This window comes from Streptomyces sp. NBC_00358, assembly GCF_036099295.1.
Classification (GTDB): domain Bacteria; phylum Actinomycetota; class Actinomycetes; order Streptomycetales; family Streptomycetaceae; genus Streptomyces.
Window position 1 is genome coordinate 6,030,378 of record NZ_CP107976.1, and the last position, 15,099, is coordinate 6,045,476.

Annotated in this window: 17 protein-coding genes; 8 read left to right on the forward strand and 9 right to left on the reverse strand. The window is 72.1% G+C overall.

The window, feature by feature from the left end:
- Window positions 1-12: 12 nt before the first annotated feature.
- From OHT01_RS25665 to OHT01_RS25695, 7 genes are all read right to left on the reverse strand, one after another.
- On the reverse strand, window positions 13-1,125 hold the full coding sequence (locus OHT01_RS25665; protein ID WP_328555473.1) for a glycosyltransferase: 1,113 nt from the start codon (window positions 1,123-1,125) through the stop codon (window positions 13-15).
- Window positions 1,122-1,886, reverse strand: a complete 765-nt coding sequence (locus OHT01_RS25670; RefSeq protein WP_328555474.1) for a polysaccharide deacetylase family protein — start codon at window positions 1,884-1,886, stop codon at window positions 1,122-1,124. The genes OHT01_RS25665 and OHT01_RS25670 overlap by 4 nt, the downstream gene beginning before the upstream one ends.
- On the reverse strand, window positions 1,870-3,693 hold the full coding sequence (locus OHT01_RS25675) for a lipid II flippase MurJ (protein ID WP_328555475.1): 1,824 nt from the start codon (window positions 3,691-3,693) through the stop codon (window positions 1,870-1,872). The genes OHT01_RS25670 and OHT01_RS25675 overlap by 17 nt, the downstream gene beginning before the upstream one ends.
- Before the next feature lie 152 nt (window positions 3,694-3,845).
- Window positions 3,846-5,258, reverse strand: coding sequence for an O-antigen ligase family protein (locus OHT01_RS25680; protein WP_328555476.1), 1,413 nt, complete (start codon window positions 5,256-5,258; stop codon window positions 3,846-3,848).
- A 4-nt stretch (window positions 5,259-5,262) separates the two neighbouring features.
- Entirely contained in the window at window positions 5,263-6,699 is a 1,437-nt protein-coding gene (locus OHT01_RS25685; RefSeq protein ID WP_328555477.1) for an exopolysaccharide biosynthesis polyprenyl glycosylphosphotransferase, read from the reverse strand.
- A complete protein-coding gene (locus OHT01_RS25690) occupies window positions 6,696-7,895 on the reverse strand; it encodes a glycosyltransferase (protein ID WP_328555478.1) in 1,200 nt (399 codons plus the stop codon). Before OHT01_RS25690 ends, OHT01_RS25685 begins: the two co-directional genes overlap by 4 nt.
- Window positions 7,896-7,935: 40 nt before the next feature.
- On the reverse strand, window positions 7,936-8,451 hold the full coding sequence (locus OHT01_RS25695) for a hypothetical protein (protein WP_328555479.1): 516 nt from the start codon (window positions 8,449-8,451) through the stop codon (window positions 7,936-7,938).
- Window positions 8,452-8,768: 317 nt separating this feature from the next.
- Here OHT01_RS25695 and chpG point away from each other — a divergent pair, with 317 nt between their 5' ends.
- From chpG to OHT01_RS25735, 8 genes are all read left to right on the forward strand, one after another.
- Window positions 8,769-9,008, forward strand: a complete 240-nt coding sequence (chpG, locus tag OHT01_RS25700) for a chaplin ChpG (protein ID WP_328555480.1) — start codon at window positions 8,769-8,771, stop codon at window positions 9,006-9,008.
- Between the two features lie 247 nt (window positions 9,009-9,255).
- A complete protein-coding gene (locus tag OHT01_RS25705) occupies window positions 9,256-9,558 on the forward strand; it encodes a hypothetical protein (RefSeq protein WP_328555481.1) in 303 nt (100 codons plus the stop codon).
- Between the two features lie 87 nt (window positions 9,559-9,645).
- Window positions 9,646-9,885, forward strand: a complete 240-nt coding sequence (locus OHT01_RS25710) for a chaplin (RefSeq protein ID WP_405917091.1) — start codon at window positions 9,646-9,648, stop codon at window positions 9,883-9,885.
- A 163-nt stretch (window positions 9,886-10,048) separates the two neighbouring features.
- Window positions 10,049-10,546: a DUF5949 family protein gene (locus OHT01_RS25715; protein ID WP_328555482.1), complete on the forward strand. Its 498-nt coding sequence runs from the start codon at window positions 10,049-10,051 to the stop codon at window positions 10,544-10,546.
- Window positions 10,546-11,172, forward strand: a complete 627-nt coding sequence (locus tag OHT01_RS25720; protein ID WP_328555483.1) for a vitamin K epoxide reductase family protein — start codon at window positions 10,546-10,548, stop codon at window positions 11,170-11,172. Before OHT01_RS25715 ends, OHT01_RS25720 begins: the two co-directional genes overlap by 1 nt.
- A 118-nt stretch (window positions 11,173-11,290) precedes the next feature.
- Window positions 11,291-11,809 (forward strand): hypothetical protein, encoded by a 519-nt coding sequence (locus OHT01_RS25725; RefSeq protein ID WP_328555484.1) that lies wholly within the window; start codon window positions 11,291-11,293, stop codon window positions 11,807-11,809.
- Between the two features lie 268 nt (window positions 11,810-12,077).
- Window positions 12,078-12,551 (forward strand): tyrosinase family oxidase copper chaperone, encoded by a 474-nt coding sequence (locus OHT01_RS25730; RefSeq protein ID WP_405917093.1) that lies wholly within the window; start codon window positions 12,078-12,080, stop codon window positions 12,549-12,551.
- Window positions 12,535-13,401 carry a tyrosinase family protein gene (locus tag OHT01_RS25735; RefSeq protein ID WP_328555485.1) on the forward strand — a complete coding sequence of 289 codons (867 nt, stop codon included), beginning with the start codon at window positions 12,535-12,537 and terminating at the stop codon, window positions 13,399-13,401. Before OHT01_RS25730 ends, OHT01_RS25735 begins: the two co-directional genes overlap by 17 nt.
- A 105-nt stretch (window positions 13,402-13,506) precedes the next feature.
- On the opposite strand, the gene OHT01_RS25740 is transcribed toward OHT01_RS25735, so the two are convergent.
- Together OHT01_RS25740 and OHT01_RS25745 are read right to left on the reverse strand one after the other, a co-directional pair.
- Entirely contained in the window at window positions 13,507-13,821 is a 315-nt protein-coding gene (locus OHT01_RS25740; protein WP_328555486.1) for a chaplin, read from the reverse strand.
- A 195-nt stretch (window positions 13,822-14,016) separates the two neighbouring features.
- Window positions 14,017-14,976, reverse strand: a complete 960-nt coding sequence (locus OHT01_RS25745; protein WP_328555487.1) for a D-2-hydroxyacid dehydrogenase family protein — start codon at window positions 14,974-14,976, stop codon at window positions 14,017-14,019.
- Window positions 14,977-15,099 lie beyond the last annotated feature (123 nt).

Below are 15,099 nucleotides of genomic sequence, written 5' to 3' on the forward strand. Positions count from 1 at the left end.
AACTCACTCCAGTCAGGTGCGCGAGACAGCGGCCGCGTACACGTCCATGAGCTGTGCGGCGCTGCGGGTGATGCAGTAGTGGTGGGCAGCCTCCGCGGCCGAGCGGGGGGCGGGCCCCTCCGCCCGGACGGCCGCGAGGGCGCGAGCGAAGGAGTCCGGGCCGCCCCGGACCCGGACGGCACCGCGGGCCGTCTCGGGCGGCAGGTCCTCGACGGCCGGGCAGGAGGCGTACAGCACCGGCAGTCCGGCCGCCAGCGCCTCCACGACCGCCAGCCCGAACGCCTCCTCGGGGCTCGGCGAGGCGAGGACGTCCATGGCGCCTATCAGTGACGGCAGATCGGCGCCGGGAAGGCCGCCGGTGGGACGCTCGCCGGTGAACAGCACCCGGTCCGCGACCCCGGCTTCGCGTGCCGCGCCCCGCAGCACGTTCTCCTCCGTACCGCCGCCCACCAGCAACAGCCGGAAGTCGTCCGGCAGTTCGGCCATCGCTCGGATCAGGACGTCGAACCGCTTGCCCGCCGCGAGCCGGCCGACGCCGCCGACGACGTACGCGCCCTCCGGCAGCCCGAGCCGGCGGCGGGTGCGTTCGCGCAGCACCGGGTCGAAGCGGAAGCGGGCGATGTCGACACCGTTCGGCACGATCTCGATGCGGGGGCCCGGCACACCCCAGCGGCGCAGCCGTTCGGCGACGGTGGGCGAGACGGCGACGGTGGAGCGTCCGAGCCGCTCGCTGGCCAGATACAGGGCGCGCACGCCCGGACCGAGCCGGCGGCCCTCCATCTGGGAGTCGCCGAGCGAGTGCTCGGTGGCCACGACGGCCCGCACCCCGGCCAGCCGGGCGGCGAGCCTTCCGTACACGCAGGCCCGGTAGAGGTGGGTGTGCACGAGGTCGTAGCGGCCCGTGCGGATCACCTTCACCAGACGGGGGAGCGCGGCGAGGTCGCGGTTGCCGGTCATGCCGAGATGGGTGACGCGCACACCGTCGTCGGTGAGCCCGTCGGCGACCGCGCCCGGGTTGGTGAGCGTCACGACATCGCAGGCGACGGGCAGATGCCGCAGCAGCAGCCGCAGTTGCTGCTCGGCGCCGCCGACGCCGAGACCGGTGATGATGTGCAGCGCCCTCATCGGGCCGCCTCGACCGGGCGCCGGCGCAGGCGGTGCAGCCTGTGCTTCAGGAACAGGCGTACGGGGGTGTCGTTCTCGCCGATGTGCACCCGGGGGAGGGCGTACCGGCCGGTCAGCGGGCCGGGGTCGATCGCGCAGCCGTAGCTGTATCCGGCCGCGCGGACGGCGGCGACGACCCGGCGGTCGATGGTCCCGTACGGGTAGCAGAAGCCGTCGACGGGAGCACCGATCAACTCCGAGAGCACCGCTCTGCTTTCCGTGACCTCGGCGTGCAGCACGGCGTCGTCGGCCTTGGTCAGATCGACGTGGGTGAGTCCGTGCGAGCCGACCTCCATGCCCTCGGAGGCGGCGGTCAGCCGGATGCCCTGCTTGCCCAGCAGCGGCTTGCGGGGGCCCAGCGGATCCCAGGCGTTGTCGCCGCCGATCCGGCCCGGCAGCACGAACAGGGTGGCGCCGAAGCCGTGGCGCTGGAGGAGGGGGAGGGCGGTCCCGACGAAGTCGGCGTACCCGTCGTCGAAGGTGAGACCCACCAGGTCCTGCCCCCGGCCGCGCGCGCGGGCCGCCAGCAGGTCCGTCATGCGCACCCCGCGCAGACCGCGCCGGCGCAGCCAGCCCAGTTGGAGGTCGAGGCGTTCCGGCGAGACCGTGATGCGGTACGGGTCCTCGGAACAGTCCCCGACGGAGTGGTACATCGCCACCCAGGGCGGGGCTTCGAGGGAGCTCGTGCCGGTACGTCTGCTGCTGTCAGCGGAAACGGGCATGCGGAACCCTTCGTTTGACGGAACGGAGTGCGGGAGCGAACCCCTGGACTCGGAGAATCCAGGCCAGCAGGGCGAAGACGACGGTCACGACCGTGCCGCCGACGACGAGTCCGAGCAGCGGGGAGTCCACGCGGCTCGCGCACAGGTCACCGGCGACCGCGGCGGCCAGCGCGGCCCGCAGCGGTTTGCCGATCTCGGCCACCACCGCGCGGGTGCGGATCGGCACACTGCGCGGCCCCATGCCGTACAGCAGGAGTACGGCGCTGAGGGTGATGCCGGCCGCGTTGGCGGCGGCGATCCCGCACACCCCCCAGGGGCCGACCGCCAGCACGCCGATCCAGCAGGTGGCCACGATCCCGGCGGTCATCGCGAACAGCGGGTACCAGGTGGGCCGCCCCGAGGAGAAGTACGAGCGCACGAGCGCGCCGACCAGGGTGTGGCCCAGCAGCCCGAGGGCGTACACGCGCATGACCGCTGCCGTGGCCGCCGTGTCCTGGGCGGTGAACGCGCCCCGCTGGAACAGCAGTTGGATGATCTGCGGGGCACACGCGACGACCGCCGCCGTGCCGAGGAGCACGGTGCAGGAGACGAGCGCCAGATCGCGCTCCACCCGGTCGCGGGCCCGCTCGGTGTCCCCCTCGGCGATGGCCTGCGCGACCACCGGGAACGTCACCGTGCACAGCATCAGCGACAGCACCATCGGCATCTGCGCCACCTTCTGGGCGTAGTTCAGATGCGAGATGGCCCCGGCGGGCAGTGAGGAGGCCAGGAAGCGTTCGACGAGGACCTGGGACTGCCGGCACAGCGCGAAGAGCAGGACCGTGCCGATGAGGGTCAGGTCCATCGGGCGGGCCGGTTCACCGGCGAGGGCCTCGGCCGTCGACTCCCCGCGCCGCAGTTGCCGCCACAGCGAGGGCACCTGCGTCACCACCATGAGCGCGCCGCCGACCGCGACCCCGAGAGCCGCCGAGCGCACCCCCCAGCGGCTGCCGAGGACGAACATCGCCGCGATGATCCCGGCGTTGTACCCCACGTAGATCGCCGCGGGCGCCACGAACCGCCGGTGCGCGCGCAGGGCCGCGCTGCAGTAGCCGGCGAGTCCGAAGGTGAACACACAGGTCGCGGTCAGCCGGGTGCAGTCCACCGCGAGCCGGGGGTCGGGCAGGCCGGGCGCGAGCGCCCCGACCAGGTACGGCGCCCCCGCGATCAACAGCGCCCCGACGGCCGCGAAGGCGAGCGTCAGCCGGGGCAGGGTGGCGGCGACCAGCGCGCGTACCGGATCGCCGGCGGCCCCTCGCGCCCGCCGCGCCACCGCCATGCTGAACGCCGGGATCAGCACGAAGGCCAGCCCGTCCTCGATCAGCAGTGTCGCCGCGAACTCCGGAACCGTCCACGCGACCAGGAACGCGTCCGTGTCGGACCCGGCCCCGAACAGATGCGCGAGTGCCTGATCCCGGCCGAGCCCCAGCAGGGCCCCGGCGATCGAGAGCACCACGGTGACGAGAGCGGCCTTGGCCAGGAACCGGCTGGAGGCCGGTCCGGCCTGGTCCTGACGCTCCCCGGCGCCGGTGGGCCGTACGGAGACCGGGGCCGCCGGGCCGGCGGGATTCCCGCGGAGGGTCCCACCGGGAGCTCCGGTGGCGGAGCCGGGCGCCGATCCGGTGGGTGAACCGGTGGGTGAACCGATGGGCGATCCGGTGGGTGAATGCGAGGTACGGGCAGAGGGCAAGGGGACGGTGAACTCCGCACCGGCCCTTGTCTCCGCGCCGGTCCCTGCTCCCGTGTCCGCCCCTGTGCCGATGTTCATCGCCGCGCCCCCTGTCCCCGTCCCCGTCCCCGTCCCCGTGGCGGTATCGGCCCGGGTCCCCGTGTCCGCCTGTGCGCCCGTGCGGGCCCCGGGGCCCGCTTCCGATCCGGAGTCCGCGTCCGGGCCTTCCCCCGCCCTGGGCGGCGTCACCGTCATCGCGCCGCGGCCTCTTCCGGTACGGACAGGACCGGAGCGGGCGCGTCGACGGCGGTCCGGGCCGACGGATCCATCAGCGCCCACCAGCCGATGAGGCCGAACACGACGGCCGTCAGGACCGTGGAGGGGCCGCCGATGTCCGCGTACACGAAGTCGATCAGCTGCCAGACGATCAGCCCGCACGCGACGAGCCCGCAGTCCGTGCCGGGCGGGGTCCGGCCCGAGGTGAGGCGGGCCCCCGCCGGGTCCGGCGGGGCGCGGCGCACGCGGACGAGCCCGCGCAGCGCGCACACCAGGAGCGCGAGCCAGCTCCCCGCGAGGGCGACCAGCCCGATCAGGCCCTGCTCACTGAGGACGAGGAGGTACATGTTGTGGGGCGAGAGCAGCGGCTGCTTGCGGTACGCGGCACCCGCGCCCGAGATGTCGCTGCCCGAGGAGAGGGCGAGCGCGGCATGACCGTCCCGGTTGTCCGGGAAGCCCTTCAGCCCGACTCCGGTCAGCGGGTGCTCGCGCCACATGTCCGCGGCCGCCGCCCACATCGTGTACCGGTCGGTCACCGACTGGTCCGGCGCGTCGGTGACCTGCGAGATGCTGGCGATGCGTTCCTGGAGCATCGCGGTGCCGGCACCCAGCCCGCCCACGAGGATCATCCCGGCCGCGGCCACCCCCGCGCCCATCTTCAGCGCGCGCCGCAGCCCCGCCAGTACGAGCTGCGCGCCGCAGGCCACGGCCGTGGCGATCCAGGCGCCCCTGCTGAACGACATCGCGAGCGGCGGAAGGAGGGCCAGCGCGCACAGCACGGCGACGGCGCGCTGCCGCGCCGCGTCCGTACCCAGCGCCAGCGCCACCGAGCACACCAGACCGAACGCGACCACCGTCGCCATGCCCATCACGTCGGCCGGCCCGAAGGTGCCGACCGCCCGGACGTACTCGCCCTGGTACGAGGCGCCGGTCCCGGTCACGTACTGTTCGACCCCGACCGCCCCCTGCCACAGCGCCAGAGCGACGAACGACCAGGCCAGCAGCCGGAAGTCGCGCCGGTCGCGGACGAGCAGCAGGACCGCGGCCGGCACCAGCACGAAGATCTGCAGATAGCGGGTGAGCCCGGCGATCCCGGCCCCCGGATCCGCGGCTCCGGCCGCCGAGACCGCGATGCCGACCACCGGGAGTCCGAGGACCACGGCGGCGGTCACGGACAGCGGGCGCCGACGGGCCCGTACGAGACGGATCGCGCAACAGAGCACCACGAGACCGGACATGGCGTCCGCGATGTTCGCTCCGCCATCGTCGCTGGGCGTGATCGGCAGCCCGAGCAGCGTGATCACCGCGACGACGGGCAGCACCGGCAGCGCGCGCCGGAGGGCGGCGGTCACGGCGTCCAGTGGGGTGACGGGCAGGGCGTGGCTCATCGGCTCAGCTCCCCGTGGGGCGCACGAGCGCGGCGGCGGTGCGCAGCAGGATGCAGATGTCCTGCCACAGCGACCAGTTGTCGATGTAGGCGTTGTCGAACCGGCAGCGGTCCTCGATCGAGGTGTCGCCGCGCAGCCCGTGCACCTGGGCGAGTCCGGTGATGCCGGTCTGCATCCGGTGCCGGGCCGCGTAGCCCGGATAGGTCTGACTGAACTTGGCCACGAAATAAGGCCGTTCGGGGCGCGGTCCGACCATGCTCATGTCCCCCCACAGGACGTTCAGCAGTTGGAGCAGCTCATCGAGCGAGGTACGTCGCAGGAAATGACAGAAACGGCTCATCTCCTGCTCGTTGGCCACGCTCCAGCGGGTCGCCGCCTCGTGCGCGTCGACCGGGCGATGGGTGCGGAACTTCAGCAGCGTGAACGGCCGCCCGTCCTTGCCGATGCGCTCCTGCCGGAACACCACACCGGGCCCGTCGATCAGCCGCAGAACGGCCGCGCACACCAGCAGCAGCGGACTGACCAGCAGCAACAGCGCTCCGGAGACTGCGACATCGAGGAACCTCTTGCCGATACGGGCGTGTCGCCGGCCGAGCGGCAGGCGACGGCAGGCGAAGCCGGCCAGCGTGTACCTGCCCTCCCGGTCGTACGACGGGGAGTCGGCGTCGACCTCCCACAGTTCGCAGCCCGCGAGGGCCAACGCCCGCAGCATCGGCCCGCGTCCGCTCGGCGGCTCCACCACGAGCACGACCCGCACACTGTTCTGGATGAGCGCCCGCTGCACTTCCTCGCCGGTGGTGAGGACCGGCAGTCCCTCGACACCGGACGGCCGGCCGGACACGACACCCACCGGCCGCACCCCGCAGTTCGGGTGGCGCAGGAAGGCCGCCGCCACCCGCTGGGCCGTTCCCGCGGGACCGATCACCAGGGCGGCGCCGGGCCGCTGCGCGAGGGCCCGGCGACGCCGCCAGTACACCGTGCCGCGGCCCGCGCAGCCGAGCGCCGACTGCACGGCGCAGCCGAGCGCCAGCGACCGCGCCGACAGCGCGCCCTGCGGCGCGAACGCGGCGAGCACGGCGGCCAGCGCGCACCAGGTGACCGCGATCCGCGCGCAGACGGCGGGCAGTTCGTCGAGCAGGGTGGGCTGGGGCGCGGGCCGGTACAGCGCCGCCCGCGCGTTCAGGACGACCACGCCGAGCAGCAGCGCGACGACGAGCAGCGGGTGCCGCTGGATCTCCGTGAGCGTCCGGCCGGCCGCCAGCGCCGCGACGGCGTCCACGGCGGCCAGCGGCAGCCAAGGGGCACGCCGGGCGGCGGTCCGCTGCCCGGACGGGAACCTGAAACCGCCGTCGGTCTCGCGCGAGGGGATGACCGAGACGGGTGAGGATCCGTACTCCCGGGGCTGTCCGCCGGGGGAGGGAACGGTGCTTTCCGCAGTCACGAGTGGATGGACTCCCTGCACTCGGTGTGGTCCGCGCACATGACGTTCCCGGCGTGCCGCGCCCCTCGGCCGGCCAGCAGTTCGCGGTACACCCCCGCGACCGCGTCGGCCGTGAGGCGCACGTCGTGCGTGGTCAGTACGTGGCGGCGCCCCTGGTGGCCGAGCGATTCGCGCAGCAGCGGATCGGACAGCAGCGCGCCGATCGTCTCCGCCAGCGGTTCCGGCTCCGCCGAGGGCACCAGACAACGGGCGTCGTGCCCCGGCGGCAGACTCTCGCGGGCGCCGTCCACGTCCGTCACCACGACCGGACGACCGCAGGCCATGGCCTCCAGCGGAGCCAGCGCCATGCCCTCCCAACGGGACGGCAGCACCACCAGATCGGCGGCCTGGTACCAGGGCACGGCATCGGCGGTGGCCTCGGCGAACAGCACGTCACGCGGGGCCCCGGCGCGCAGCCGCGCGGCGTCCGGACCGTCCCCGACGAGCACGAGCCGGGCCGTGGGCACCCGCCGCAGCACCGAGGGCCATGCCTCCAGCAGGACGTCCTGCCCCTTTTGCCGGCACAGCCGTCCCACGCACACCACCAGCGGAGCCGCCGGATCGACCCCGGCGAGCAGGGGGATCCCGGCTCGTACGGTGTCCACGGACGCGGGGTGGAAGCGCTCCGGGTCGACGCCGTTGGGGATCACCCGCCAGGGGGCGCGCACTCCGGCGCGTACGCCGGTCGTACGTTCGGCCTCGCTCACGCACACGATCCGGGAGGCCCAGCGGGCCCCCCACCTCTCCCAGCGCAGCGCTAGCGCGGCGGCGGCACCGTCGACGGCCTCGAACGACCAGGCGTGCGGCTGGAACACCGTCGGTACCCGGCCGCGCAGCGCGAGCCGGGCCGCCAGCCCCGCCTTGGCGCTGTGCGCGTGCACCACGTCGGGCCGCACCCGCGCCAGCACCCGGCCGAGCCGCCGGACCTCCTGAGCGAGCTGTGGCCCCGGCGCACGCGTCGCGTGCCAGGGCCGTACGTCCGCGCCCAGCGCCCGCACCTCGCGGGCGAGACCGCTGCCGTCCGGGCAGGCGAGCGTCACATGTGTCCCGGCGGCGAGCTGTGCCCTGACGAGGTCGGTGACCACCCGGGCGACACCACCGTCGATCGGCTGCGTGACATGAAGGACCCGCGGCGGAGGGTCTGTTGGCAGATGCATGCGCGGTTCCTCGCTCACGGGCGGCGCGCCGGGGCGCGCGTCACTGCTTCGCGTCGACGGCGGCGAACAGTGCTCCGACCCAGGCCGCGTCCCGCTGCGAAACGATCCGGAAGGCCAACTGGTCACCCCCGTGACGGATCCCCTTGCCGAGTTCGAGGACGTCCGAGTCGTGACCGAGCGTGTTCGCGTACGCGGGCACCCGCTTCGTCGCACGGGGTCCGGGCTCGGCGATGGTCCAATTCAGCGCGTCGCGGCGGGGGTTGGCGGCGTCACCGAGCGGCGTCGGCGCGCCACGGTCCGTCGAGACGGACGGCGGGTCTCCCTCGTGCCCGCCGTCGCCGTCGTACGCGACCGGGCCCACCCCGCCCCGTACGTTCTCCGGGAGATCCAGCCGGCCCGGCGGGACGACGCGCTCCTCACGGTTCGCCGCCTGCGCGACGGGCGTCCTTACGGTGGGCGCCTCCGCGGACGCGGGGCCACCGGGCGCCCAGGAGGTGGCGAGGGCCGGGCAGCCCACGATCGCACGGCGCAGCAGCAGGCCCGGGGAAATACGCATGACCGGCGGTGCCCTTTCGGGGAAAAGGTTCTGGACCAGCGGACGGACGGAAAATCTGAGGATCAGATGAATGTGCGCCGGCTCCCCGTCCGCTTCCGACGCCGGTCGACGCCTGCTTCCAGGCGCCTTTGGAGGTGCCCGACTCTAGCCGGTGTCCGTATTTATCCGTGAAAGAAGGCATGTGTGTCGGATTGGTCAAGCCGAACCGAACGCGAGATCACCCCTTTGGAGGCACAACCCGCGTGTGTGCCGCGCGTTGAATCCAGAGCCGGGCATCCCGCCCGGATGTTGTGTCGATTTACAAGGAGCACTTCTCCATGTCGCGTATCGCGAAGGGCCTGGCCCTGACCTCCGTTGCCGCTGCCGCTGTGGCCGGCACCGCCGGTATCGCCGCCGCCGACAGCGGCGCGCACGGCGCGGCCGCCCACTCCCCGGGCGTCCTGTCGGGCAACGTCCTGCAGGTTCCCGTTCACGTGCCGGTCAACGTCTGCGGCAACACCATCAACGTGATTGGTCTGCTGAACCCCGCGTTCGGCAACACCTGCCTCAACGGCTGACGTCAGCGCGACCCTTCTGGCCGGCCGTCCTCCCGAGAGGGAGGGCGGCCCGGTCCGCGTTCTCCCGTACGGGGAAGGGGCGGCGCCGGGAGAAGGCCGGGGTTCTGTACGAGGATGAGACGTCCCGTTCGTTCGGGTCGGGTGCAGGAATTTTCTGCACGCGGGGTTTCCGTCGCGTTATGGGCTCGTTAGGCAGCCTGAAGAGGAATTCCCCCCGGTGACGCGAGTCGCCGAAGAAAGGAACACGATGAAGTCCCTCAAGGCCGCCGCTGTCGTCGCCGGGTCCCTGGTCGTCGCCGGTGCCGCCGCGCCCGCGTTCGCCGCCGGAGCCTCCGGCCTCACGCCCTCCAGCCTCAACGGCGCCCTGGAGACCGTCACCAGCCAGCGTTCGGTCACCGTGCAGGACGTCCTGCCCGTGCAGCACCAGTCGGACGCGCTCGACACCGAGAACAAGAACTCCGTGCTCAACGGCGTGAACGGCGCGACGAAGACGCTCAACAGGACCGGCCGTCCCGCGCAGCTTCTCGGCGGACTTCCCGTTCAGGATTAGTCGTATCCCTTGCGTGAGTGTCATTTCCGCAATGCTTGCGGGTATTTCCCTAGGCTCTGCAGAAAATCTCCCAGGAAAGGGCTGACAATGAACAATGCCAAGAAGGCCGCGCTGATTATCGCCACCGCCGGAATGGCCGCGGGCGCCGCCGCGGGTGCCGCTGTCGCGGACTCCGGTGCCGAAGGTGCCGCGGTCGGTTCCCCGGGCGTTCTGTCGGGCAACGTCATCCAGGTTCCCGTGCACGTTCCGGTCAATGTCTGCGGCAACACGGTCGACGTGGTCGGTCTACTGAACCCGGCGTTCGGCAACGTCTGCGCCAACCACTGACGTCGTACGGACGTCGCGGCGAAAGGGCCGATTCGCGGCTGGGGATTCGGCCCTTCGCGCTGTTCGAGGCGCATCCCTCGTTCGTGTGGTCACCCACCACGTCATCGCCCGGTCGGGTGAAATCGGGTCAGAACCCGAACGGACGCATCGATAAGGTTCCGCGGTGACCTCAACCTCAAGCGAAATGCGCCCTCTTCGGGTCGCCGATCTCGGCACGCTCGCCGTCATGGCTTTCAGCGGTGAAGCCCCCGACGGCGACATGCCCTATCTCCTCGCCTACTCCCTGGGCGACGGCGAAGGCGGCCCCGAAGGATCCGCGGCCGCCATCCGGCAGCTCCTGATCGACAACGGACTGCCCGTGGGCGACACGCTCATCGACGGTTCCCGGCAGCCGGGCCTGCCGCTCACCCTGCTCGTCGAGGCCGGTCAGGCCGTCGTCAGCATGCCGCACCTCAACGCCCAGTGCATCGCGCCACCGGAGTGGCTCGCCGCCGCGGCGGAACGCGGATACGCCTACTTCCTGTTCGCCACCCGCGCCTGGCCCGTGGCCGAGCCCGGCAAGCCCGTCGCCCCCGAGGACCTCACGGCCTTCGCGGGCGACGAGGACACCCTGCTCAGCGCGGCGCACGTACTGCTGCCCGCGCGCAGCCTCCGCGGCTGATGACGGCCGCCGCGGGACGGGGGGCGGGCGGTGGCGGTGCGCCCGTGCGCGCCACCGGCAGCGGCCGTGCCTTCGCCCTGCTGCTGGTGATCACGGGGGCGGCCGGTCTGCTCGCCGCCTGGGTCATCACGATCGACAAGTTCAAGCTGCTGGAGAACCCGAACTTCGTCCCGGGGTGCAGCCTCAACCCGGTGGTCTCCTGCGGCAACATCATGAAGAGCGAACAGGCCTCGGCCTTCGGTTTCCCCAACCCGATGCTCGGCCTGGTGGCGTACAGCGTGGTGATCTGTGTCGGCGTGAGTCTGCTGACCGGTGCCGGATTCCCGCGCTGGTACTGGCTGACGTTCAACGCGGGCACGCTCTTCGGCGTCGGATTCTGCACCTGGCTCCAGTTCCAGTCGTTCTACCGGATCAATTCGCTGTGCCTGTGGTGCTGTCTGGCATGGGTCGCCACGATCATCATGTTCTGGTACGTCACATCCTTCAACGTACGGAACGATTTTCTGCCTGCCCCGGAATGGCTGAAGGGATTCCTCGCGGAATTCACCTGGGTGCTCCCGGTGCTGCACATCGGCGTCATCGGAATGCTGATCCTCACCCGCTGGTGGGATTTCTGGACGAGTTGATTCTCCCTATCGGACGACTAATGAGTCGGTCGGGGGAATCATCAGCTGATGACGTTCCCGGAATCGTTACGGGGTACGGACGCTGAGCCCCCGAATCCTGAAAGGGACCGTACCTGAGATGAAGCCGACCACACGAGGAACGCTCGCCGCCGTCCTGGCCGGTGTGGCGGCGGCGGTGGGTGCCGCCGCCGCGGCCCCCGCCGTCGCGGCCGACACGGTCCCCGTCCCCGTGCCGCTGAACGGTGTCGAGCAGTCCCTCGGCCTGGAGGCGCCCACGGTCGCGGGTGAACTGCCGTTGCTCCTGCCGGGCGGGCTGGAGGGACCCCGGTACGTCGAGGGCCGGATGATCCCCGACCGGGCCGTGCCGCAAGTGCCGCTCAGCGGCGGGCTGCCCGGGGCGGACGTCCGTACGCCCCTTCCGCGCGTCCTCGGCGCCGGGTTCGACCACCTCGGTCTCTCCGCAGCGGCGGCCGACCTGCGGACACTGACGCCCGGACTGTCCGTGGACAGCCTGATCGGCGCGCCCGACCCCGACCGCCTCGGACTTCCCGGCCTGAATTGGCCCCAGGCCGCCGTGCTCGCGCCGCTGTTGAGGACCGCGCCGGGGGCCGACCTGGAGATGGGCTCGGGGTCCTAGAACCCGTCCGGGGGAGCGGCCCGGGAGTACGGCTCGGGAGTACGGCCCGGGAGTACGGCCCGGGAGTACGGCTCGGGAGTACGGACCGGGCACGCCGACCGAACCATCGGGGGCCGCCGTCGTTGAACCGTGCTGAAGCCGACCGGAGCAGCCTGAACTCGTCGAGGAGAGAAGCATGTTCGTCAGCTGGATGCCGAGCAGAAGGCCGAGGCGTGAGCCGGACCGGGTGCCGGCCGGCCGGGCGCGCGGCCGAGGAGCGCAGCGGGTGGTGGGTGGAATCGCGCTGACCCGGCGTGGTGCGATGCGGGGGCTGTTCGTGTCGGCCGTCGGCGTCGCGCTGGCCCCCGTCGTCGCGGCCTCGCGGCCGCCGCGCCGGTTCCACCCCGGGAGCCTCTCCTTCGACGAGGTCTACCGCGGCCGGCACATCCTCGGCACGAAGGGCGGTTCGGACGGCCGGGCCGCGTACGCCGGCGGCGACTGGCAGGTCACGGTGGACGGCCGGCCGCTGCATCTGATGCGCCGCGCGGACGGCAGCTATCTCAGCATGGTGGACCACTACGAGTCCTATCCGACACCGCTGGCGGCGGTCCGCGCGGCCGTCGACGAACTGGGCCCCGCCGAGAACCTCAGGGCCATGGAGGGCATGGAGGGCATGGACGGCATGGCGGGCGGCGCTCGGAGGACCGGCAGGGGCAAGAACGGTGCGGAGGGGAACGGCCACCACCATGGTGTACACGCGTAAGAACGTCAGCACCCTCACGAGCACGGAGCGGCGCCGCTTCGTCGGCGCGATGCTTGAGGTCAAACGGCGCGGGGAGTACGACGAGTTCGTCCGGAGGCACATCGACTACTACGTCTCCGACGGCGACGGCGGACTGCGCGCGGCCCACATGGCGCCCTCGTTCCTGCCCTGGCACCGGTGCTTCCTGCTGGACCTGGAGCAGGTGCTGCAACGCGTGGACTCCGGGGTCAGCATGCCGTACTGGGACTGGACGCGAGACCGTACGGCGACCTCGGTGCCGTGGACCAAGGACCTGCTCGGCGGCAACGGGCGCCGATCGGACAAGCAGGTCATGACCGGGCCCTTCGCCTACGCGCAGGGCAAGTGGACGATCAAGGAGGGGGTGACCGACGGCGCTTTCCTCATGCGCCAGTTCGGCCGCCCGAGCAAGCCGATCCAACTGCCCACACCGGCCGCGCTGAACTCCGCCCTGGCCGACCCCGTCTACGACACCGCGCCCTTCGACTCGACGTCCACCCGCGGTTTCCGGAACCGGCTGGAGGGTTGGGGAAACGGACCGGGCAACGCCACGTGGGGCAACCACAACCGGGTCCACCGCTGGGTCGGAGGCCACATGCTGGGCGGTGCCTCCGTCAACGACCCCGTCTTCTGGCTGCACCACGCCTTCGTCGACCTCCAGTGGTCCCGCTGGCAGAAGCGGCACCGCGGAGCGCGCTATCTGCCCGAGCGGCCCCCGGGCGCGCACGACTCCCAGTACCGCCGCATCGTCGCCCGGCACGAGAAGATGCCCCCGTGGGGCGTGACGCCGGAAGCGATGGAGGACCACAGCCACATCTACCGGTACGCGTAGCGGGCGTCCGCCGGGACGGACGAGGGGAATCCCCGCGGAACGCGCACCGGCCACGACGAAGCCCCCGGCAGTGACTTCCCGCCGGGGGCCTTTCGCGTGCTCGGCTCAGTTGCCGTAGCCGCTGTGCTTGTTCTTGCTCTTGTTCTTGTGCTTGTCCTTGTGGTGGTCCTTGTGGTGACCATCGCCGTTCACGCAGGTGTTGCCGAAGGCCGGGTTCAGCAGACCGACGATGTCGATCGTGTTGCCGCACACATTGACCGGAACGTGCACGGGAACCTGGATGACGTTGCCCGAAAGGACACCGGGGGAGCCGACGGCCCCGCCCTGGGCGCCGGCGTCAGCCATGGCCAGACCGGCCCCGCTGAGCGCCACGGCACCCGTGCCGACGACGACGGCGGCGGCCTTCGCGATGCGAGACATCACGTTCTCCTTTGACTCGATGAGCGCGGTGGCACGACGCGACCGCACTCCCCCTTCAACGCGTCCGTCCACACCTGGTCACGGGCGTTCGACAGGGATCGTGCTTCGAACAGGGGCTTGAGGGACGGTTGTTCACCCGGCCTGGCCGCACACCCTCTCGACGGGACCGCGGGCAGGCGGGCCGGGCGAGCCCGGTCAGCCGAGCCGGCGCAGCGGCGCGCCCGCCAGGAACGCCCGGATGTCCTCGACCGCCGCGCCGTAGTACGTCTCGTAGTTGGAACGCGACACATAGCCGAGGTGCGGGGTGGTCAGAAGCCGGGGGGCCGAGCGCATCGGGTGGCCGGCGGGCAGCGGCTCGACGTCGAACACGTCGAGACCCGCTCCGGCGATCCGCCCCGCGTGCAGCGCGGCCAGCAGCGCGTCCTGGTCGACGATCGCCGAGCGCGAGGTGTTGACGAGGAAGGCGGTCGGCTTCAGCAGGGCCAGCTCGGCGGGCCCGACCAGGCCCCGGGTGCGGTCGCCGAGCGCGAGGTGGACCGAGACGAAGTCGCTTCCGGCCAGCAACTCCTCCTTGGAGGAGGCCAGTTCGACCCCGACCTCGGCGGCGCGCTCCGCGGTCAGGTTCTGGCTCCAGGCGCCGACCCGCATCCCGAAGGCGAGGCCCACCTGCGCCACCCGGCCACCGATCTTGCCCAGCCCGAGCAGACCGAGCCGGCGGCCGTGCAGATCGGCGCCGACGGTGCTCTGCCAGGGGCCGCCCGCCCGCACCGCGTTGTGCTCCGTGACGATCCCCTTCGCGAGCCCGAGGAGCAGCGCCCAGGTCAGCTCGACCGGGGGTGTCGAGGAACTCGGGGTGCCGCACACGGTCACCCCGTGCGCCTCGGCGGCCGCGTAGTCGATCACCGTGTTGCGCATGCCGGAAGCGATCAGCAGCTTCAGTTCGGGCAGCCGGGCCAGCAGGGACGCCGGGAAGGGAACGCGTTCGCGCAACGTGACGACGATGTCGAACTCCGCCAGCGCGGCGGCCAGCGCGTCCTCGTCGGCGAAGTGCCGGCCAAAGCTCGTGACGTCCACGGCGTCCGCGACCGGCGACCAGTCGGCGATCTCGGTCGCGACGTTCTGATAGTCGTCCAGCACGGCACAGCGAAGTCGCATGTCGGGTCCCTCCCAGGCTCGGTCGGACCCTATCGGAGCGGTCGCCGGAGAGCAGGGCACCCTGTGACGGACGGCTCCCCGAGGGGAAGCCACAGCGGTCACTCGCTCCCCATGACAGTATCT